Genomic DNA, 21,821 nt, shown 5'->3' on the forward strand with positions numbered 1-21,821 from the left:
ACATTATTATAGCGTAATTACGCAAAAATAAAAGTGTTACAAATATCCTTTTTCTTTTAAACTCACATATTTTTGCTCACCGATAATAAGATGGTCCAAAAGCTCTATCCCTAACATTTTACCACACTCTGTTAACCTTTTTGTGACTTCGATGTCTTCGCGGCTTGGAGTAGGGTCTCCCGAGGGGTGATTATGGATGCAGATAATTGAAGCTGCCGACCGTTTCAAAGCTTCTTTATACACTTCGCGGGGATGGACAATCGAGGCATTAAGACTGCCGATAAACACCGTTTGTTTGTGAAGCACTTGGTTTTTCGTATTTAAATAGAGGCAAACGAAATGCTCCTGTGATAAAAACCGCATTTCTTCCATTACATAATTGGCACCGTCTTGAGGGGACTTGATGACATATCTGTCTTCGTATGTGAGGCGGTTAATTCTTCTGCCCAATTCAAGAGCTGCGAGGATCTGCACGGCTTTCGCTTCCCCTATTCCAGAGATGCTTGTCAGTTCCCCAACCGATGCTTCTTTAAGAAACCTTAAACCCTCAAAGTGAGTGAGGAGCCGGTTTGAAAGCTGCAGAACAGATTCTTTTTTTGAACCTGTTCTAAGCAAGATAGCAAGCAGCTCGTGATTTGCAAGACTTTCAGGACCGTCGTGGATCAATCTTTCACGGGGCCTGTCTTCTTCAGGGAAATCATGGATTTTTAAAACTTCCAATCGTCGTCTCCTCCTATTTCCCTCTCTGCTTAATCCTTTATTTAAGCGAAAATCCTGCTTTCTTCAGCTCTCTGACCGTGCGTGCGACTGGCAATCCCACAACCGAAAAGTAGTCGCCCTTTATTTCTTTCACAAATAGGGAACCGAGCTCTTGAATTCCATAGGATCCTGCTTTATCCATCGGCTCCTCTGTATCGATATAATCTTCAATCTCTTCTTCTGAAATTGTCCAGAAGGTGACATCTGTTTGTTCATAAAACAAGATTTTCTCTTCTTGAAAAAGAATGGCAACCCCTGTTAAAACCTGGTGTGTATTGCCTGATAATTTAGTAAGCATCTGCTTTGCTTCTTCTGTGTTGGCCGGCTTGCCTAAAATTTCTCCATTATATACAACAAGGGTATCTGCTCCAAGAACAAACGATTCATTGAAACGGTCTGCTACGGCTGCAGCTTTTTGCTCTGCAAGCGACATCACAATCTCAGAAGGCGGAAGCTTTGGATCCACAACTTCTTCTACATCACTGATTACAACTGTAAAAGGCACACGAACATTCTCAAGCAGTTCTTTTCTGCGCGGAGAACCTGATGCCAAAATAAGGTGTTGCTCCATCCTTCAACATCCTTTCATTCGGTTTAAAAGGGAGATACATTTGTATCGTAGCAAACACTGAGGGGATACACAAATAGGAAAAATCCGATTTTGCAGAACAAAAACGCAAGCGCCAAGGCCCACTCCGACAGGCAGATAAGAATCCGACAGAAAAGTCCGGGTCCCGACTTTTTATGTGAAAACAGGTTTAGGAATCTGGATGGTGAAAGATGATCGCTGCACTGAGGCGGAAAACGGGAGGTATTCTCTTTTTTTGGAGAGGTTATCATGGTCATTCTTACCCTCCAATACCGTTAGTCGGTTTTGCGGGGTACGATTCCGACGGTTCCTTACCCTCTAATATCGTTTCTCGGTTTTGCGGGGTACGATTCAGGCGCTTCCGCCTGCCTTAGATAACATTATTTACTTTTCCACAACCTTCTACATTATATAATTTAGCTAAACAATAAAAAAAGATTGCCCTTTTATAGAAGGACAATCTTCATTTTAATGTCAGTAAGAGATCCATAAGCTTTTGCTGGGCAGCCCATCCTGTTTTTTCGTTTACATCTTCTTTTAAAAGCATGGAAACATCCGTCAAACCTTTTTTCACAGCTGCAAGATTTTCATCTTTCGGTTTGAGTTTGTTCAGTTCTGTCAAAACCGCATCAGATTCCGCCTCAATCCCATCTGTCTGACCTGTAACAGCGGATGAAGATAAAGTCACTAACGATTTAAAATGATTGATAATGGCACTTGCGTCTTCATTTGTATTGATTGAAAAAACAGCACTTTTCCCGCTCCATGGTTCGATGGCGCTGGTTTTGTACACATTGCTCAAACCATCTGTTTCCTGTTTGGCATTTCCGACACCGCCATACACAAAGTAGGAGCCCTCTTCTTCAACAGCTATAGCAGGGAACCCTTTGCTTTTAAGGTCAGAAGCTGTAGTTTTTGCCCCGTCCTCCGTTGAAAACTTTCCTATTTGAGCGAAGAACAGCTGAATGTCGGCAGAAGCTTCCCCTGAACCTGCCGCGCCACCCTTAGAATCCGCTGGAGCGGCCGCTTGCTCTGACTCAGCGCCAGCCTGCTGCAGGGCTGCCGGCAAATCCTCATTTGAAATAAAGTTCAGTGCAACGAATCCAAAGCTCACACCAAGCACAATCGCGAGAATGATGGTAACCGCATATTGTTTAAATGGATAGGTGCTGAGCGAATTCTTTCTGCCCATGCCGAAGTAAGGGGAGCCTTTACCCTTTGAAGATGATTTTTTAGAAGCAACTACTTTCGGATCATCCTGAAACACTTCACCGTCATCCTCAGGCAAAACCCAAGAAAACTCATCCTCTTTCTCTGCACCAGAAGCGGCAACTTCTTTCTCAGCCATCACTTTCTCATCCCAGCTCAGAACAGGAAAATTCAGAGTGCCCCCATCCTGTTCGTTTTCGTCCGGTTTCTTTTTCGGCTGTTTCACACTCTTCAGTTTGCGCTCTTCCCCATTGATCTTGATCTTAATTGCATTTGCCCGCTGCTTGTCCAATTCAACACCGCCTATCTGAAACGATTCTCGTATCTGAATTCCATGCTAGCATACGAAAATAAAAAAAGAACAAGACATTTGTCGTCTTGTTCAGAAAGGTTTTCGTCAAATAAACACCCTATTCGCCATCCTCCGTTTCAAGAGACGAAGAAAGAGGATTAAATTTATTGCTTGGCTGAGGAGCAGCAACCTTAGGTGTTTCCTCGCTGAGATCCTGCAAACCATCCGCATAAAAAGCTGAAACCTGCAGCGTATATGTGAGCGGCTCTGCCTCCTGATCAAGTGAAGTAAGCTCAGGAAGTCCTTCAAACGTTAAAATATCAACTTTGGTGACCCGCGGCTGCTGTTCAAGGGTTTCGATAAATGTTTCCATATCGAAGTAATGCCTGGATGTCACTTCAAGTGAAAGAATCACTCTTTTCAGTCCCTCAGGTGCATCCGGCAGCGGTGCAAGAGATTCTGCAGCGACAGCAGGAGAAGAATCCTGTTTCTCTTCAGAATCAGCTGTTTCTTGTGTTCCGTCCTCTTCAGGTGCCCCTGCCTGATTTTCCGAAGGTTGATCTGCTTGAGGTTCAATGGGAGCAGCAGGCGGCAGCAGAGTGTCTTCACTTTCTGCAAATGTCACATTCTGAATCCTGCTGTTAGACACAGTTTCTGCTTTTTCCAGGTCGAGGACAAGCTGCTCAACCATCGGGGAAACCGGGACCTTTCGCTGTAATTCTACAGAATTTACAACTGGCTTAGTTTGTGTCGAAGCCTCGCTGCTTTTTTTCTGCTGTAACTGCTCTTCTTGCATGGTTTTCATACTTGATAAACTATCAATCTCAGCATTCACTGGTTTGATGAATAGGTAATAGGCACCGGCATATAGAGATCCGAGCACAAAAGCAGCTGCCAGCAGCAAAATGAGATGTTTTTTATGAAGATGGATTGTCATTGGTTTCATCCTCACTGGATTGATTCACATAGTCTGGGTTTACTTTAAGCAAATATTGAGCTTCAGCTCTCGGAAGAGCCTCTTCACTCGCTGAATTGCTTTCTGAAAGAGAATTCACTAGATCGGCTTCTGCTGCTGCAGACAAACTAGTTAAATCTGCATCAGTGAAAAAAATAGAGTCCTTTAACCTCGCTAAATAGTAGGCTGCTTCACGATTGGTATCAAACTGAACGGTCAGGGTCAGTTCTCCGGCGTCATTATACGAATAAGCTTTGAAAAAGCCTCTCTCCGGAAGCTGTTTAGATAGCTCCCTTAAGATAGGCACCGTATCAAGTGAAATACCCTCTGAATAGTCAACAGCTGTCTGCAAAGCAGTTATTGACGATTGAGAGCTGCCTGCTGCGCCTGAGTCATTTGCAGTCAAGGCTGCAATTTCCGCCTCAAGCTGTGTGATTTCTGCTTGAATGGCACTGAGATTTTGATTCGCTGAATAGCTATGTATGAAAAAGGTGACAGCCATAATTAGCGTTATGAATGCAATAATGAAATAAAGGGATAAAGCAGCAACGTTTCTCGGGTCTTTTTTGGGAAGTAAATTAATATCAGCCAGCATTTAATGCACCTCTTTTAAGGCAAGACCTGCTGTTAAATAAAACGAAGCAGGAAGCGGAGACTTGTCTGCAAGCTCTGCCTGCACATGTTTCAATGCAGCAATTTTTAAATCATACCTGGCGCTAAGCCTCTCATGGACATCAGCCAGCATGGGATGATCGCCTGTTAAGATAAACGATGAAACTTCATCATTGCCCTGATTTAAGGAGAAACGATAAAAATTCAGAACGTGATCCATTTCTTTCAGAATTTCATCAACCTGCAGCAGAAATTCCTCTTTAGAAACAGATATCTTAATGTATTTTTCTTCTGATTGCTGAAAGAGCAGTTGTGTGCTTTCTTTTAAGGGGATGTCTCCACGATCCAGAATCATGTGGTTTTTCTCCATTTCTATATTGCGCATAAAAACGGGCTGCTGCTGCTGAAAAATACTTAAATTCACGGCTGTCAAATCAAATTGAATCAGCATGGCTGATGAATCTGTCTTCTCAGCTTCAGCCTGTTGAGAGTAAAGACGGTAATTGCAGAGCGGAGAAATATCTGCAGCGATAGGCTTTAGTTTTGCCCCATCAAGCAAATCTGAATAAGATCGCACAAGCTCTTCACTCGAAGCAAAAAGCAGCAATTGAAGATGCTTACCGCTCCTTGACAAAACAATATAGTCAAAGACTGCCTCATCAAAAGGGAGATGAATAGATGAACCAATTTCAACATAAAGATGCCCTCTAATTTCATCATCTTTAAGGTCACCTGGTACCGTAACCTTGCGGATGACAACAAAAGCATCTGGAACCGTAAACCGGACTTTTCTGCCCTTGATGCCCCAATCCTGTACACACTCATCCACGATCATCGACAACGTATCAAAATCCTGAATGACGCCTCCCCGAATCAAACCTTCCGGGAGATAGCGCTCAACACATGTCTGGAGAACCACCGGCTTTGACTGTTTCAATTCTATGTATCGGATCACTTCATCTTTAATAGTCAAATTCCCTATTTTCTTATTAAGCGCAAATCCAGATAATTTCACTTTTTTCTCCCCCTGCCCTAAAAACCAATCATTCTGAAATACCACATTAAAAGTTCTTCGCCGTAAAAGTAAGCAAGCAAGGTTCCAGCCATAATTGACGGCCCAAACGGCATCGGCTGCCTGCGCTTCAGTTTGCCCGTTAAAATAGCAGCAAGGCCGATCACGGAACCAGCCAGACATGATAAAAAGAAGGACAGCAGAACCAGTTTCCAGCCAAGAGCGAAACCAAGCACAGCAAACAATTTTATATCTCCGCCGCCCATGCCGCGGCCTCTGCTCATGAAAGCAATTGAGAGGAGCAAAAAGAAACCGGCCGCAGCCCCAATCAGTGAATCCCACCAAGGAGCCAGCGGAATAAAAATTCTTTCTATTAAAAACAAACCTGCAAAAAAGAACAGCACTTTATCAGGAATAATCATATATTTGATATCCGAGACAAAGATAATCATAAATAACGAGATGAGAGTAAGCGCAATAACCAATTCTTTTGACCATCCCACCAATAGCGGTGATATCGTAAAAAGAATTGCCGTCATCATCTCAACAAACGGGTAAAGCGGAGAAATCCTCGCCCTGCACTTTCTGCACTTCCCGCCCTGAAGCAAGTAGGAAACAACCGGAATAAGCTCTCCTGCCGTTAACGTATGATGACACCCCGGACATGCTGACCGGGGCGCCACTATGGATTCTTTATTTGGTATGCGGAGACCTACTACGTTGAAGAAAGATCCTAGTAGGAGGCCGTAGAGTAATAACAGCATTAAATTTATATATATCACCATTTTATAACAATTAATTATCTAATAGAGCTGCTTCGGTTGCTGCAGTAGCAGTTTTCCCATTTTTTGTTGCCGAAATAGCAGTGTAAGTGTAATTTTTATTAGTACTAGTCGGCGGTGTAATCGTAATACTATAGGCAGTTGGACCATTCTCCATATAATCTTTTAACTTTGTATCACTTACTGTACTAGATTGAGTTATTGTTTCTGCACTTTTAATTGGATTACTAGCAATATATAGTTTTGCAGCAGTTAAAACTTGAACTGCATCTGCTTCAGCAGCATCTTGCTTAGACTTATCAATAATTCCACCAATAGCCGGCACAGCAATCGCAGCAATAATCCCCAAAATAACAACAACAGCAAGTAACTCAATAAGCGTTAATCCTCGTTCGTTCTTTAACATCTTTTTAAGCATGTCTTTCTCCCCTTAACTAGTAAATTAGTAATATAGTTCTTTGTATGTAGACTATCGTCATTATAGCATAGAAAATTGGATGATGTTGTTAATTTTTTGTCAAATTTTAATTTATTTTGTTAAAAATATCAAACATAGGTACTAGGATAGAAGTCACGACCACACCGACAATTCCTGCAAGGAAAACAATCATTAACGGTTCGATTAATGATTTGAGACGATCTGTCGCCTGTTCTACTTCTTCCTCATAAAAATCAGCTACTTTTGAGAGCATTTCATCCAGTGATCCTGTTTCTTCTCCAATTGCAATCATCTGGGTGACCAGCGGCGGAAATACCCAATGATCCTTCATTGGCTCTGTCAAAGAGTTCCCTCTTTCCAGGGCATTTCTTGAATCCTTCAGCACTCTGCTGATCACTTCGTTTTCAACGATATTCTCAACTATTGAAATAGCCTGTAATATCGGAACAGAGCTTGAGAACAGCGAACTAAGAGTCCTCGTCATTCTTGCAAGAGCTGCTTTTTGCAGCATTCTTCCGAAAATAGGGGTTTTCAAGATGACAATATCCAAGTAATACTTAGTTGAAGGCTGACTCTTCATGAATACCAGACCAATAGAGATTGCTAGAATGCCTATAATGACCGCCCACCAGAACGATTGCATCCACTCGCTTGCTCCAAGCACAAATTGGGTAATCAGAGGCAGTTCTGCTCCAAAATCACTGAACATGTCAACAAATGTCGGCACAACCGCTACTAATAAAAAGATGACTACTGCGATAGCAACAATGCCGACAACTGCCGGATAGGCTAAAGCTGAAATGATTTTCTGCCTGGTTTTATACTGCTTTTCGTAATGAACGGCCAGCCTGTCCAGGGTTTCATCCATGTTCCCGGCAGCTTCACCAGCCTTTACCATGTTAGTAAACATCGAAGTGAAGATCTTTTTATTCTTTCCGGCCGCTGCAGAGAGAGGGTTTCCTGAACGCAGGTCCTCTTCTACGTCAAATAGCGCTTTGCTTAGAGCCTTGCTGTCGGTTTGTCTTGCCAGAATATTTGTCGCTTCAACGACAGATATTCCTGCTTTTAACAGCGTTGAAAATTGCCTCAGGTAGATGACAAAATCCTGAAGTTTCACAGGGTTTCCAATGCTGATTTCTTTTGTGAGCAGCGTTTCCTGCAATTCTTCTATTTTTGTGATCCGGACGCCCTTTTCTTGAAGCTTCAGAATGGCTTCGCGCCTTGATGTACCGACGATCACTCCGCTTGACTGGCCCGTTTTGCCCCGTCCTTCGTATTTAAATCTAGCCATTAATTCATCGTCTCCTGTAAAAAGGGATCCGCCATTTCACGCAGAATCACTCCTGATTGCACAAGCTCTCTTATGCTCGCCTCAAGTGTCATCATTCCTTGATCGCGGCTGGTCTGAAGGATGTTATGAATCTGGTGGATTTTTTCATTGCGTATTAAATTGGCGATTGCCGGATTGTTGACCAATACCTCTGTTGCTGCTCTTCTTCCTTTAAAATCTATCGTCTGAAACAGCCGCTGCGACACAATCGAAACGAGAACAGAGGCAAGCTGAATTCTTACCTGCCCCTGCTGATTTGGAGGGAAGACATCAATGATCCTGTCAATCGTTGAAGGAGCGCTGGATGTGTGCAGCGTCCCTAAAACGAGATGCCCTGTTTCAGCTGCGGTAATGGCAGTATGCACGGTTTCTAAATCCCGCATTTCCCCTACTAAAATCACATCTGGATCCTGGCGCAGCGCTGCTCTTAATCCATTTGCAAAATTCAAAGTATCAAAGCCGACTTCTCTCTGATCAATGATGCATGACCCATGTTTATGCAAATACTCAATCGGGTCTTCCAGCGTAATAATATGCTTTCTGCTCGATTGGTTCATATAATCGATCATCGCTGCAAGAGTTGTAGATTTCCCGCTGCCAGTAGGACCTGTAACCAATATTAACCCTTGAGGTTTGTGGGAGATCGCGCTTAAAATCTCTGGCAGTTTGAGGTCCTGAAGTGTTGGGATTGATGTCGGAATAATCCTGATTGCAAGCGCTACACATGAGCGCTGCTTATACGTATTCACCCTGAATCTGGAGATCCCGGGAATGCCATATGAAAAATCAAGTTCGCCTTTTTCCTGAAACTTGTCCCACATCGCCTGCGGCAGAATCGACTTCGCCATTTCCTCTGTGTCGGCAGGCTGAAGAACGGTATTGCTGTATTTTTTCAGTTCCCCATTAATTCTAAGCATAGGTGAGATTCCGACTGTAAGATGAATGTCAGAGGCCTTCAACTCAAAGGCCGCACGCATAATTCCTTCTAGTTTTGATTTCATTTCTTTATCACTCCGATAGCGCAACTCGCAGAATTTCTTCTGTTGTTGTCAGCCCTTGCTTTACTTTAAGAAGACCATCATCAATTAGAAACAGCGTTTTATTTTTAACCGCCAGATCACGAAGCTTTGAGAACGATTCCCCGTTCATAATGACTTTTTTCATTTCATCGGTCATCACTAAAAGCTCATGTATGGCAAGACGCCCTTTATACCCGGTCATGTTGCACGTACCGCACCCTCTGCCTCTGACTATTCTGTCTACAGTCATGCCTCTTTTAGCAAAGATCTCCGTTTCTCTTACCGAAGACGGAACACTCTCAGCGCAGTCACGGCAAACTTTTCTGACAAGACGCTGTGCGACAACTCCCGATAATGATGTGGCTACAAGAAAAGGTTCTACTCCCATATCTATTAAACGGGTAATCGTTCCGACTGAATCATTCGTATGCAGCGTACTTAATACAAGATGTCCTGTAAGCGAAGCCCGGATTGCAACCTCTGCTGTTTCCTTATCCCTGATTTCCCCTACCATGATAATGTTTGGATCCTGTCTTAAAATGGATCGAAGACCTTTTGCAAACGTCATGCCAACAGTTGTGTTGACCTGGATCTGATTGATGCCTTCAAGCTGATACTCAACAGGATCTTCAATGGTAATGACGTTCACATCCTCTGAATTCAGTTTATTAAGTGCAGCATATAAAGTAGAGGACTTTCCAGACCCGGTCGGACCTGTGATCAGCACAATCCCGGATGGCCGTTCAATCAAATTTGCAAATCGCTGAAGATTCGTCTTATGGAAACCAAGCTGATTCATATCATTTAGGGCACTGCTTAAATCAAGCACCCTTAAAACGATCTTCTCTCCAAACACGGTCGGCAGGGTAGCTACCCGCAAATCAATCGGATGAAAATCGAGATTCAATTTAATCCGCCCATCCTGCGGTATTCGCTGCTCTGTAATGTCAAGATTGGACATAATTTTGATTCTTGCTGTCAGAACACTTTGCATATGTTTTGGCAGCGTTCTTTCTGTTTTCAGAACACCATCGATGCGATATCGTACAGCAATTTTTGTTTCCTGCGGATCAATATGAATATCACTTGCCCGCTGCTGCACCGCATTCTGCAGCAATTGGTTGACAAGCCTTACGATGGGAGAATCCGCATCAGCCAGTCTTTCATCCTGCACCGCTTCTTCAGGCGCTCCAATCAGCTGATCGATATCTTCTTCCATATCAAAATATTTTGTAATCGTGCGCAGAATATCATCTTTTGTGGCAATAGCCGGCTCAACCTGAAAGCCTGTTGAAAGCCTCAAATCTTCAATTGCGTAAAAATCCATTGGATCCGCCATCGCTACAAAAAGTTTGTCTCCTTCTTTTTTTAAAGGAATCATATAATTGCGCTTGGCCGTTTCTTTTGGGATCAGGGTAAACAGTTTGGTGTCAAACGGGTAACGGAACAGACTTACATGCGGAATGCCAAGCTGAAATTCAAGAACTTCAATCAGCTGCTGTTCTGTTATATAACCGCGCTGCAGCAGGGCATCACCGAGTTTTTGCTTCTCGCTTTTTTCTTTTAGCGTCAGCTGCAGCTGTTCTTCGGAAATAAGACCCGTTTCAACAAGAAGGTCACCAAGTCTTTTTCTCATTTGCTTCATGACTTATCTCTCCCCCTTTTCAAATGCGGGTTCTTCCCATAACTCATGATCTTCAGCAGAAATAGGAGCATTAGAAGAAGAATTCACAGTCTGTTCTGGACTCAAAGCAACGTTTGAGGCTTCTGTCGGATTCTTAGTTTGATCTGAATCCGAATTAGGATTTTGATTGGAATTCACACTTGGTGCAGCGCCATCTGTTCCAGGGTTAACTTGTGTTTCACTTTGATCAGGAGCCGCGGGGCTTTCTTCTGGAACTGCTTTTAATGCTGTCTTTTCAATCCGGTGCACAGGAGCATAATAATCATCTGAAATAAACTCAGTCGAAACGATGTTCCCTTCTTGATCGAGCTCATTGCGGTAGACGGAAATAGACTTCCCTTCTATCCCCTCTTCTTCTACTCTTGTTGTATTTTCTGCTAAGGCAGGATCATACTGGATGATTTTTTTAGGTTTATAGCTTTTGTCATTTTCCATCGTTATGCTGTAGCTTTTTTCAAATTCCAGTCCTTCCAGTGAAATAAGCAGGGAACTTGCATTTTGTGTGAGCTTTACTTCAAAAACAGTATCGTTTGGGTTATAAAAAATAAAATCCTGCTTACCCATTGTGAAACTCGCTTCTTTTCCCACCTCAGCATAGGCAGGCAGCACTTGGCTTATATGTCTTTCAACTATTTCAAAATTTGCGGAAAGAATCGTTTGATAAATTCCCGTTGCAATCCACTTTAAAGCGGCATCATCAAAGTCCTGCAGACCGGCTGTTTCTATATATGATGCCAATGAAAAAGTTTGTTTAGGTTCAATTGTCAATGTCAGCGGATTTCCCAAAATGAATGTCTCGTTTGCCAGGGATGTACCCGCAATAATGGTTTTTGGCGCTTTTTCTTTCAAGTAATATTCATCCAGATTAATTGAAATAATTCCTTCTATCAGCTCTGATGAGGCAGCTTCAATCTCAGCTGTTAAAGCTTTTCGATCAACGGCATGGAAGATTTCCGCGGGCAATTCAGTTTGAAGAAACGCTGTAAAAGCTGCTTCATTCAATTTAACCGCAATGGCTGCAGCTTTATTTTCAAGTGCGAGTTTTGCTGTTCTTTTCACATCAAATTCCACAAGTGTTAAATCTAGAGTGAGCTCTTTATCCGCCTGAAGGAAATAAAAGCTCTTTTCTCTCCACGACTTAATGGCATCATCCAGCCTGGCAGCGGCTTTTTCTTCTGTTAAACCTGAAAGATCAACACCGCTTACAACCACACCTTCACGAACCGTTTTATCAGAAAATAGTGCTCCGTATGCCTTTGCACCAAAAACAGAAAAACCAAAAATGAAGAACACAGATCCTGTTAATAGGACAAAGATTTTTACTTTCACAGCCTTCTCCATTTTTATGACCTTCCTTTAACTAGATTCGTTTTGTTAAGAAGCGATTCAAAGTCTATATCAATCTCTTCCTCCCCGGAAGAAACATAAGCCAGTTCAGGAATATAGTCATCCTCTAAAAGGTTTGACGCAGGACGGGGTAAATCTGCAGGCAAAGCTGTATTTTCTGGCCTAGCAGACAGTTTTACGACCTCAGCAGCAGCAGGTACAACATCCTGCATCCTGAGAGAATTTACAAACAAGAAGCCGGCTGCCGCTGTCAAAATAACCAGAATCAGCAATCCGCTCAATAATGAGAAAAAATAACTAGCTGCAACACCAATTACCGCAAGCAAGAAAGACAGGGGAGCAACGATCCATATCTTAGACCGTTTTACTGGGATCTGCTGCCTTGCAAGGAAAGGAAAAATAATCAAGACACCTACTATAGCTAAAATCATTTGTTCTGCACTCAAACCCCAACACCCTTTACTAGTTAAATAAACCCATGAAATAAGAATTAATAATTTCCAAATACTAGACAATAATCGACTAGTTTTATTGTATAATAGCTTTTAAGAGAAGAAAAGAAAGAAATGGAAGAATTGCCAATATATTTTGTATATAAGCAGGTGAATGTAATGAAACAGCGGTTTATCAGTCAGAGAGGATTCACTTTAATTGAAGTTCTGGCATCTATTGTGATACTTGCCATCATGTTTTCAGTTTTAAGTGGGTTCTTTGTAAATAGTGCTTCTTACTCAAATACATTCGACAAAAAATTGTCTGCTGTGCAGCTGAGTAAGAGTCTCCTGGAGAAATATCAGGCAGAGGGATTTAAAGAAGCTGAGAAAAAAGTGGGATATCCACCTGAGAATTTATCAGGAAAAGAAATAACTGAAAAGCTGGGTTTACCTGAATCGATGTTTAATGCTGCTGATTATGAAGCTGCTGTCTCCTTTCTTCCTCCAGATCCAAATAGGATCCAGACTGATCAATTAATCCGAATTCAAGTTACTGTGTCAGCCCATACAGGAAATACTTCTGGTACTTCAAAGATTGAGGGGTACATTCGAAAATGATGAAGCTGTTAAAAAATCAACAAGGAATCTCCTTAATTGAACTGCTGGCTGTGCTGGCATTGTCTTCAATGGTTATTATTTTAGGTGCTTCCTTTCAGACCGGGATGTTTAAAGCCGGGAATCTTACAATGACAAAAAATGAATTGAGAAATGAATCTGTTCTTATTCTGGATGCTTTAAATAAAGCAATGGAAAATACAGATGAATTTGCATCTGACAGTCAGATTGATACTGAGGTGAAGGCTGTAAATCTCTTAGAAATCGAAAAGATTTATGATGAGAATAAAAAAGAATTTACCGAAAGCAGAAACACATTCTCTATTGAAGTTAAAGGGAATGCTCTATTCATCAGTGGCAAGCAGATTAGCGATGACCGCCACATCTTAAAAGATACGAAATTTCTCATAATCGGCAATCAATTAGTATGTACACTCATCATAAATACGAAAAATTCTAACGCTGAACCTTATAAAATCATTAAAATATTTGACTTGTCCTGATGGAGGAAACGGTATGAACCTAAAAAATCAAAACGGGTATGCTTTATTGAATGTTGTCCTTATTTTCACAATCGTGACGATCTTTGGAATCTCTTTAATCGGAATGACGCTCAGCTCCCAGAAATTCACCGCTTACTCAGAGAGTTATACAGAGAATCTTGCTGCAGCGGAAATGAAGATGGATGAATCGATGATCCGATTAGAAAATAAGATAAACCAGTTTAATAATGAGGTGAATTTGAATCAAATCAGCGGAGAGGATTTAAAATCAGAATTGGAAGCCAACATTAAATCTTTAAATTTACCTAATGAAGGTATTAAATTCGATCCAAAAAATATAAGAACCATTACTTCAAACGATAACCGCTTTTCTGAAATGGTCACAATAAAAGTCAAAATAGGCGATTCAATGAGATACCTAACTAAAACAGTAACCATTACCTCTGCTGCAGATATCTTCAGGTTCAGCACAGTGACTGAGGGAAAATTAATATTTAATGGGGCCGCCACTATTAAAGGAGACATTTTCGCAAATAACGGCATCTACTTAAGCAGATATGCAAAGTTTATGGTAAATAACAACATTTACACCCCATTAACTGATTATCCTATAATTGACGGAAATATAATGGTTAAAAAAGCAACCTCTTTGGGCTTGAAAGTCTTTGAAGGCAAGGAACCTACATGGCATCCGGTTAATGATATGAGCACACTTAAAACCTATTTACCTAATACACCGGCTGTAAAAGACCGATCCATTCAATTTGAACAATTTAATATTCAAAAGATTATAGGAGACAAAAAACAGGATTTAGATACCAAAAAGAATTTCTCATCCGACTATCATGATTCATCTATCAAATCTTCAAAGGTTATAAATAATAATGCTGTCTTTAAACATTTTCTGATAGTAGAAAGCGACTTAACAGTTAAAGGAGATCTTACTTTAGAAGAAGGAATCATTTTGACCTCCAAAGGCAGTTTAAAAGTAGCAGGGAATGTATACATAAAGAACAGTAAAAAACAAACGAATGCTTTATCAGGGAAAATTGATATTACTAATAATGAAAACTATATTTTTATTGATGGCGATACAGCCATTTCTGATTTAACGGTCAACTCTCATATTTACAACTCAGGAAATGTCGGCATCAAAAAGAATTTAAATATGAATGGAACTATTTTTGTATCCGGCGACAGCACAATCGAGGACTTGTCAAACAAGAGCGGAGGAACTGCTGTTATTTTAAGCAAAGGCAGTTTAAGAGTAGCTAATAATAATGTTTTTCAAAAAACGGCAAGAGAAATTGATGCTTTCCTTTATTCAGATCAAGATCTTGAAATCTATGGAGTCGGGTCTAATATTAAGATAAATGGAGGCGTCTACGGTAAAAATATTACTTTAAATGCTACTAAAGGGGAGACTTATCCTACAACAGGACATTCTTCTTATAACCCTAATCTAAATACAAGCAATTTTGACTCTCTAGGAGGATTGTATCTAGAAAAAAACCAAACCAATCCAAACCTGCCGTCCCGTCTGCAAATAGAATTCAAGCCAGAGTTAATTCAAAATCCCCCAGTCGGCCTGCCGACAGTGGAAAAACTGCAGATCACCGAAATCGACCAAAAAATCGAATAACACCAAAAAACCAGCACCCGCAAAAGGAGCTGGTTTTCTATTTCACATACTCCGCCACACGGTTTCGTCCTGCCTGTTTGGCTCCGATATACATGGCACGGTCAGCATGTCTGATAAGGTCAAGCGGTCCCTCTGCGTCATAAGGAGCAGTTGCGTATCCTATGCTCGCAGTGATCGGAACGGATTGGCGCCTGCCAATGGCTTGAATGCCCTGATCAATCAAGAATGACCGGTTGGCTATCGTTTTACGGATCCCTTCAGCGATGGCAAAGCATGCCATCTTGTCTACGTTTGGCAGAAGGATTACGAATTCTTCTCCCCCATATCTTGCAACGGTGCCCCGGTCTCCGATAAACTTTACCAGCCGGTCTGCGAGTGTGATCAGGATTTCATTTCCCGCCTGGTGCCCGTATGTATCGTTCACTTTTTTGAAGTGATCAATATCGAGCAAGATAAGGGATAAATGATTTAGTTTACCGCCTTCTAGTTCCATATACTCCGATTCAAGCAGCTTCTCCATATAGCGATAGTTATAGAGACCTGTGAGCGCACAGCGTTCACTTTGTTTTTTCGTTTCCTCATAGCTTCTTGCATTATCAATCGCAACACCGAGATAGGCAGTTAATAAATCAACGATCATCAGCTGTGACTGATCATAGGAGCGTTTTTTGTCAGAAGCAAGCACCACGATGCCAACGACTTTTTGGTTTCTGACTATCGGTACCGCAATCATACTTTCAATCGTTTCAGGCAGCAGAGTTTTCTCAAGCTTTGCCCAATGCTCACGTTTTTTGTAAAGAACGCTTTTCTTTTTGGCATAAACCAGCCCGCCGATCCCCTGATGAACAGAAAGCGTTTCTTTTGTATTGGATAAAATCTGTCCATTTTCAAGCTTCCGGATGACTTTAAGCTCATATTCATTGATGACATCAATTATATAAGCGTAGTCTGCTTTGATCATGGATGTCAGCTTATCAATATAGACGTCCAGCACTTCTTTTACTTCCAGCCTTTCAGTAAGCTGATGGCCAATTTCACTCGATTGCTGAAGGTATGTATTCAAACGCTGGCTGTTTGAAAGCAGGAGCAGAATAAAGGATATTCCGACAAATGGAATTCCTACATAGAACAATGCTTCTAGACCTAAATCTTTATATAAAAGATACAGCATGATTCCAACGGGCAGGAACATGAGAGTGGTGAAGATCTCCCATAAGAAATCTTTCGAAAAGAATTTTTCTTTATTTTTATAAAAGAAGCCTCTGATCACATGCTGGAGAAAAAAGTGATTGGTCAGGCAGATGGTAAAAGCATAAATAATGACCTTTGCTAAGAATTCCAGAGTGAATTCAGTTTGCCCGTGTGATCCGCCAACAGCATAATAGACTGCCGCCCCTGCGATCGAAACGATTATGAACATCAATGAATTTGTGGGGTAGCGGTAGATTTCTTTAGAACCTACGCGAAGCTTAATAAGAAGAACCGTCAGGGAAACCTGCATCAGGATCATTTCAACAAATGGACCGAAGAGCAGAAAAACAGAAATCGATACACCCTGGGCGAAAAAAACAGGTGTTTCGTTTACGATAATAGGAAAGATGGAAACAATACACATCAAGATCAGGAAAGTTGCAATTTCCAGCTCATTGCCTGCTATCATCGGCGGCCAAAAATAGTAGGCTGCATATAGTGCTGACGGAAACATAATCGCCCAGGACACCCACAATACAACTTTAAGATGTTTATCCACGTACTGTTCCCCCTCTCTATCTTTTACTATTTTTATATTTTAACAAAAATTCAGATATCTGTCATTTATTTTAGGACTATCAGCCTAATTTTCCGATAAGAAATTTCGACAATAAGGCCTGACTTCTGAAATAAAGTACAAAGATCCTGTCACCAAGAAGATATCTCCTAATTCTCCCGCTGTCATCATTTTATCAAAAGCAGATTTCCATTCTTCATCAAATTCTTTTTTTGGATGCCTGCACGCCTCAAAAAGCTCTGCAGCCGAAGCGGCCCTCGGAAAATCAAAGGTTGTAAAATGCATGCTGTCTGCAATCGAAGAGAGAATATCAATCATCTCAGCGTATTCCTTATCTTTTAAAGCAGAAAAAAGAATATGAATCTTTTTGCCGTGATAATGGCGTTTCATCACTGCTGTCAGGCTTTCTACTCCCTCTTTATTATGAGCACCGTCAACAATAATGGCGGGGTATTCGGATACCTGTTCAAATCTGCCGCTCCAGCTTGTCTGCAAAAGACCTTTAATGACATGTTGCTCATCGATGTGGAATAATTCATTCGCCCGCAGATAATCAAGTGCCATCACTGCAAGAGCGGCATTTTGAACCTGATGCTCTCCGCGCATTGATATCTCAAGATTTTGATAATGACTGAACGGCGTCTTCATTTCAAACCTTTCTCCTCTTGGGATAGGCTGGTGAGACAATACCGGAAAAGAATCATAGTAAAGAGAAGCGTTCATCTCATTTGCCTTCTTCTTAATGACGTTTAAAGCACGTTCATCTGCAACAGACGTCAGCATAGGAATGCCCTGCTTGATGATACCCGCTTTTTCACCAGCGATTTCTTCGATTGTATTGCCAAGAATATTCATGTGGTCAAAGCCGATGCTTGTGATCATCGTTAAGATCGGTTCTGCAATATTGGTTGAATCATATGTGCCGCCAAGACCTGTTTCAAGCAGCAGAATATCCGTTTTTTCATGTCTTCCAAAATAGTAGAAAGCCATGGCCGTGATCACTTCAAATTCAGTCGGTCCGCCGAGCTCTGTCTCTTCAAGTTCATCTGCAAAAGGCCTGATCATATTTACTAAAAACAGCATTTCTTCATCAGAAATGGGTTTGCCGTTCATACTGATTCTTTCGTTGAATGTTTCTAGAAACGGAGAGGTAAACGTACCTGTTGTATACCCTGCTTCTTGAAGAACATTGCGCATATAGGCAATAGTTGAACCCTTGCCATTTGTCCCCGCAACGTGAATGGCGCGAATGTGTTTATGGGGATTATTTAATTTTTCCATCATCCAGGTCATCCTCTTTAATCCTGGCTTGATCCCGAATCTTAAGCGGGAATGAATCCAATCTACAGCTTCCTCATAGGTTTGAAACATGAGCCTCTGCCCCTTTTCTCTCTATTTACATGAAAACTCGGGTGTGATTCTGCCGATCACAACCCGAGCCTCTCTAAAAAGCTTACCCTTTTAATTCGCTGATTCTTGAAAGAACAGCTTCTCTTTTCTCTACATAATCGCTTTCTTTCGCACGTTCTTCTTCAATTACTTTTTCAGGTGCTTTTTTCACAAAGCCTTCATTGCTCAGTTTCTTTTGAACACGTTCGACTTCTTTATTTAATTTGTCCAGCTCTTTTTGAAGGCGTGAGATTTCCTCATCAATATTAATTAAGCCTTCAAGAGGGAAAATAAGCTCAGCTCCCGTTACGACAGAAGTCATTGCTTTTTCACCTGACTCTGCATCCGTGCTGATTGTCAGACTGCTTGTGTTGCAGAAACGCTCAATGTAAGCGCGATTTTGATCAAGCTGCTGTGCAACATCCGCATTTTTCGCTTTAATCAGCATCGGAATCTGCTTGCTCATAGGTGTATTTACCTCTGCGCGCACGTTTCTTACAGAACGGATCACTTCAACAAGCAGCTTCATATCTGCAGCAGCTTCTAAATCCGTTAATGAAGCATCAACTTCTGGCCATTTGGCAATCGTAATTGATTCGCCTTCGTGAGGAAGGTTCTGCCATATTTCCTCGGTAATGAATGGCATGAATGGATGAAGAAGTCTCATTGTGTTATCAAGCACATAAGCAAGAATGGAACGAGTTGTTTTCTTTGCCTCTTCATTGTCCCCATAAAGCGGAAGCTTCGCCATTTCGATATACCAGTCACAGAAATCATCCCAAATGAAGTTATAAAGAAGGCGGCCAACTTCACCGAATTCATATTTATCAGCAAGTTTGGTCACATGCTCAATGGTTTCATTTAATCGAGTCAGAATCCATTTGTCAGCGACTGACTTTTCGCCGCTGATATCAATTTCTTCATATTTCAGGCCGTCCATGTTCATTAAAGCAAAACGTGAAGCATTCCAGATCTTATTTGCAAAGTTCCAAGTCGCTTCTACCTTTTCATAGCTGAAACGCAGGTCCTGGCCCGGAGAGCTTCCGGTAGACAGGAAGTAACGCAGTGAATCTGCTCCATATTTCTCGATGACTTCCATTGGATCGACGCCGTTGCCAAGAGATTTACTCATTTTGCGGCCCTGTTCATCGCGTACAAGTCCATGAATCAGCACATCTTTAAATGGACGCTGACCTGTAAATTCAAGACCCTGGAAGATCATGCGGGATACCCAGAAGAAAATAATATCGTAGCCCGTTACGAGCACATCTGTTGGATAGAAGCGCTGATAGTCGATTGATTCTGTGTCTGGCCAGCCCATTGTTGAGAACGGCCATAGCGCAGAGCTGAACCAAGTGTCGAGCACATCTGTATCCTGCTCCCAGTTTTCGATATCTGCAGGCGGTGAGTGATCAACATGAACCTCGCCTGTTTCTTTGTTATACCATGCCGGAATTCTGTGTCCCCACCATAGCTGTCTTGAAATACACCAGTCACGGATGTTTTCCATCCAGCGCATATACGTATTTTCAAATCGGTTCGGAACAAAGTTTACTTTTTCTTCTTTGCTTTGAAGCTCAATCGCTTTATCAGCAAGCGGCTGCATTTTAACAAACCATTGTGTTGAAAGGTATGGTTCTACAACGGCTCCGCTTCGTTCACTGTGCCCGACAGAATGAAGATGCTCTTCAATCTTGAATAAAACATCCATCTCCTGAAGATCTTTCACGATTTGCTTGCGGCAGTCAAAACGGTCAAGACCATTGTACTTGCCTGCTTTAGCATTCATTGTTCCATCTTCATTCATCACGAGAACACGTTCTAAGTCATGGCGGTTTCCGATTTCAAAATCGTTCGGATCATGCGCAGGCGTAATTTTAACAGCTCCTGATCCAAATTCCATATCGACGTAGTCGTCTCCGACAATCGGAATTTCACGGCCAACGATTGGAAGCACAACTGTTTTTCCGATTAAATGCTTGTAGCGGTCATCTTCCGGATGAACGGCAACGGCTGTATCGCCAAGCATCGTTTCAGGACGGGTTGTAGCGATTTCAATAAAGCCTGAGCCGTCAGACAGAGGATAGCGCATATGGTAAAAAGCGCCTTGAACATCTTTATAAATAACTTCGATGTCCGATAAAGCTGTTTTTGTTTGAGGATCCCAGTTGATGATATATTCACCGCGGTAAATAAGTCCCTTTTTATAAAGTGATACAAACACTTCATTTACTGCCTTTGATAAACCTTCGTCTAATGTAAAACGCTCTCTCGAGTAATCAAGTCCTAGTCCAAGCTTTGACCATTGCGTGCGGATATGAGAAGCATACTCCTCTTTCCACTTCCATGTTTCTTCAACGAATTTTTCCCGGCCAAGATCATAGCGGGATTTGCCTTCCTCGCGCAGCTTTCCTTCTACTTTTGCCTGAGTAGCAATTCCAGCATGGTCCATGCCAGGAAGCCACAGCACGTCATAGCCCTGCATTCTTTTCATGCGGGTCACAATGTCTTGAAGCGTTGTGTCCCACGCATGCCCGAGGTGAAGCTTGCCCGTAACGTTCGGCGGCGGAATAACGATTGTATAAGGCTGTTTTTCCTGGTCGTTTGTCGCTTCAAAGTACTTGCCTTCAAGCCAGTAGTCATAGCGGTTACGCTCAATTGCCTGCGGATCATATTTTGTAGAGAGTGTTTGTTCATTGTTCTCCATTTTTCTTCCTCCTTAAAAATAAACCGGTGATTAAATAGAAAAGCGCAAGCGCCTTGTTCAGATCCGTTCTGACCGAGGATCTAGGCGCAGAAGCTGGACAAAATAAAAAACTCCTTTCATCCAATAAAAGGACGAAAGGAGTTGATTTCGCGGTGCCACCTTTTTTCATAGGCGAAAATAAGCCTATGCTCTCAAATGGGATAACGGCGTTCATGCCGATTCTCTCTACTTCAAGTTCAAGAGAATTACTCGAGGGCGACCTTCAAGCGAGCTTGTTTAAGAAATCTTTCAGCAAATGATTTCTCTCTCTAAAAACAGCTTTCGGCTTTACTCTTCCCTGTCAATGTATGTTCTTTTATTCAATAAAAGCATATATGTATTATTGTATACAATCTTATCATTTTACGTCAATCATCTTCTCCAATTTTTCTGTCCTTTATTCACAGTCAGCACAAATTTGGGTAAATGCACATATCTTGTTAGCATGAGCCAACAGGTTAGGAGAATTTGTATGCGCAGAAAAATTAATTACTACAATATGTCACCATGGGTAAAGCAATTCAAAGTGATTGCAGGCCAGTTCATTGTACCGATCACGATTTTCCAGACGATAAGGACTTTGATCTTTCCTTCTCCAGTAGACCTTGTTCTATTATCCTTGCTGATTTTACTTGGTGTAGCCCTTCATATGGAGTGGATTTAAAGAACCCAATCAGTGAGATGATTGGGATTTT

The 21,821-nt window shown here is 41.7% G+C and carries 20 protein-coding genes and 1 other annotated feature; of the genes, 4 read left to right on the forward strand and 16 right to left on the reverse strand.

Annotated elements, in window-relative coordinates; translation table 11 throughout:
* Positions 1-36 precede the first annotated feature (36 nt).
* The 13 genes from radC to AC3ISE_RS16410 form a co-directional block, all read right to left on the reverse strand.
* On the reverse strand, positions 37-720 hold the full coding sequence (gene radC / locus AC3ISE_RS16350) for a RadC family protein (RefSeq protein WP_070879453.1): 684 nt from the start codon (positions 718-720) through the stop codon (positions 37-39).
* A 37-nt stretch (positions 721-757) separates the two neighbouring features.
* Positions 758-1,330, reverse strand: a complete 573-nt coding sequence (locus tag AC3ISE_RS16355; protein ID WP_489221783.1) for a Maf family protein — start codon at positions 1,328-1,330, stop codon at positions 758-760.
* A 481-nt stretch (positions 1,331-1,811) separates the two neighbouring features.
* Complete coding sequence (locus tag AC3ISE_RS16360; protein WP_489221784.1) at positions 1,812-2,849, reverse strand: hypothetical protein; 1,038 nt, start codon at positions 2,847-2,849, stop codon at positions 1,812-1,814.
* A gap of 118 nt (positions 2,850-2,967) precedes the next feature.
* Positions 2,968-3,786 (reverse strand): hypothetical protein, encoded by an 819-nt coding sequence (locus AC3ISE_RS16365; protein WP_489221785.1) that lies wholly within the window; start codon positions 3,784-3,786, stop codon positions 2,968-2,970.
* Positions 3,767-4,399 carry a PilN domain-containing protein gene (locus AC3ISE_RS16370; RefSeq protein WP_489221786.1) on the reverse strand — a complete coding sequence of 211 codons (633 nt, stop codon included), beginning with the start codon at positions 4,397-4,399 and terminating at the stop codon, positions 3,767-3,769. Before AC3ISE_RS16370 ends, AC3ISE_RS16365 begins: the two co-directional genes overlap by 20 nt.
* The gene (gene pilM, locus AC3ISE_RS16375; protein WP_489221787.1) at positions 4,400-5,431 is read right to left on the reverse strand and encodes a type IV pilus biogenesis protein PilM; all 1,032 of its coding nucleotides are present in this window, start codon (positions 5,429-5,431) and stop codon (positions 4,400-4,402) included. It lies immediately after the preceding gene.
* Between the two features lie 17 nt (positions 5,432-5,448).
* Positions 5,449-6,192 carry a prepilin peptidase gene (locus tag AC3ISE_RS16380; RefSeq protein ID WP_489221788.1) on the reverse strand — a complete coding sequence of 248 codons (744 nt, stop codon included), beginning with the start codon at positions 6,190-6,192 and terminating at the stop codon, positions 5,449-5,451.
* 31 nt (positions 6,193-6,223) lie between these two features.
* Positions 6,224-6,628: a type II secretion system protein gene (locus AC3ISE_RS16385; RefSeq protein WP_489221789.1), complete on the reverse strand. Its 405-nt coding sequence runs from the start codon at positions 6,626-6,628 to the stop codon at positions 6,224-6,226.
* A gap of 106 nt (positions 6,629-6,734) precedes the next feature.
* Positions 6,735-7,940 carry a type II secretion system F family protein gene (locus tag AC3ISE_RS16390; RefSeq protein ID WP_489221790.1) on the reverse strand — a complete coding sequence of 402 codons (1,206 nt, stop codon included), beginning with the start codon at positions 7,938-7,940 and terminating at the stop codon, positions 6,735-6,737.
* A complete protein-coding gene (locus AC3ISE_RS16395; protein WP_489221791.1) occupies positions 7,940-8,980 on the reverse strand; it encodes a type IV pilus twitching motility protein PilT in 1,041 nt (346 codons plus the stop codon). Before AC3ISE_RS16395 ends, AC3ISE_RS16390 begins: the two co-directional genes overlap by 1 nt.
* A gap of 7 nt (positions 8,981-8,987) precedes the next feature.
* Positions 8,988-10,643, reverse strand: coding sequence for a GspE/PulE family protein (locus AC3ISE_RS16400; RefSeq protein ID WP_489221792.1), 1,656 nt, complete (start codon positions 10,641-10,643; stop codon positions 8,988-8,990).
* A gap of 3 nt (positions 10,644-10,646) precedes the next feature.
* Positions 10,647-12,023: a VanW family protein gene (locus tag AC3ISE_RS16405; RefSeq protein ID WP_489221793.1), complete on the reverse strand. Its 1,377-nt coding sequence runs from the start codon at positions 12,021-12,023 to the stop codon at positions 10,647-10,649.
* A gap of 2 nt (positions 12,024-12,025) precedes the next feature.
* Positions 12,026-12,475, reverse strand: a complete 450-nt coding sequence (locus AC3ISE_RS16410) for a hypothetical protein (RefSeq protein ID WP_489221794.1) — start codon at positions 12,473-12,475, stop codon at positions 12,026-12,028.
* Positions 12,476-12,640: 165 nt separating this feature from the next.
* Here AC3ISE_RS16410 and AC3ISE_RS16415 point away from each other — a divergent pair, with 165 nt between their 5' ends.
* From AC3ISE_RS16415 to AC3ISE_RS16425, 3 genes are read left to right on the forward strand one after another with little or no spacing between them, the layout of a single operon-like run.
* Positions 12,641-13,081: a type IV pilus modification PilV family protein gene (locus tag AC3ISE_RS16415; RefSeq protein WP_489221795.1), complete on the forward strand. Its 441-nt coding sequence runs from the start codon at positions 12,641-12,643 to the stop codon at positions 13,079-13,081.
* Positions 13,078-13,581, forward strand: coding sequence for a PulJ/GspJ family protein (locus AC3ISE_RS16420; protein ID WP_489221796.1), 504 nt, complete (start codon positions 13,078-13,080; stop codon positions 13,579-13,581). The genes AC3ISE_RS16415 and AC3ISE_RS16420 overlap by 4 nt, the downstream gene beginning before the upstream one ends.
* A 13-nt stretch (positions 13,582-13,594) precedes the next feature.
* A complete protein-coding gene (locus AC3ISE_RS16425; protein WP_489221797.1) occupies positions 13,595-15,223 on the forward strand; it encodes a hypothetical protein in 1,629 nt (542 codons plus the stop codon).
* 37 nt (positions 15,224-15,260) lie between these two features.
* Here the strand turns inward: AC3ISE_RS16425 and AC3ISE_RS16430 are convergent, their stop codons facing one another.
* The 3 genes from AC3ISE_RS16430 to AC3ISE_RS16440 form a co-directional block, all read right to left on the reverse strand.
* The gene (locus AC3ISE_RS16430; RefSeq protein ID WP_489221798.1) at positions 15,261-16,973 is read right to left on the reverse strand and encodes a sensor domain-containing diguanylate cyclase; all 1,713 of its coding nucleotides are present in this window, start codon (positions 16,971-16,973) and stop codon (positions 15,261-15,263) included.
* A gap of 84 nt (positions 16,974-17,057) precedes the next feature.
* Positions 17,058-18,362 carry a bifunctional folylpolyglutamate synthase/dihydrofolate synthase gene (locus AC3ISE_RS16435; RefSeq protein ID WP_489221799.1) on the reverse strand — a complete coding sequence of 435 codons (1,305 nt, stop codon included), beginning with the start codon at positions 18,360-18,362 and terminating at the stop codon, positions 17,058-17,060.
* A gap of 82 nt (positions 18,363-18,444) precedes the next feature.
* Complete coding sequence (locus tag AC3ISE_RS16440; RefSeq protein ID WP_489221800.1) at positions 18,445-21,087, reverse strand: valine--tRNA ligase; 2,643 nt, start codon at positions 21,085-21,087, stop codon at positions 18,445-18,447.
* A 124-nt stretch (positions 21,088-21,211) separates the two neighbouring features.
* Positions 21,212-21,440 (reverse strand) — a binding site (T-box leader).
* Between the two features lie 158 nt (positions 21,441-21,598).
* Between AC3ISE_RS16440 and AC3ISE_RS16445 the strand changes: the two genes are divergently transcribed.
* On the forward strand, positions 21,599-21,790 hold the full coding sequence (locus tag AC3ISE_RS16445; protein WP_309192467.1) for a hypothetical protein: 192 nt from the start codon (positions 21,599-21,601) through the stop codon (positions 21,788-21,790).
* The last annotated feature ends 31 nt before the right edge of the window (positions 21,791-21,821 follow it).

The sequence above is a fragment of the Metabacillus sp. KH_069 genome, from assembly GCF_057838075.1.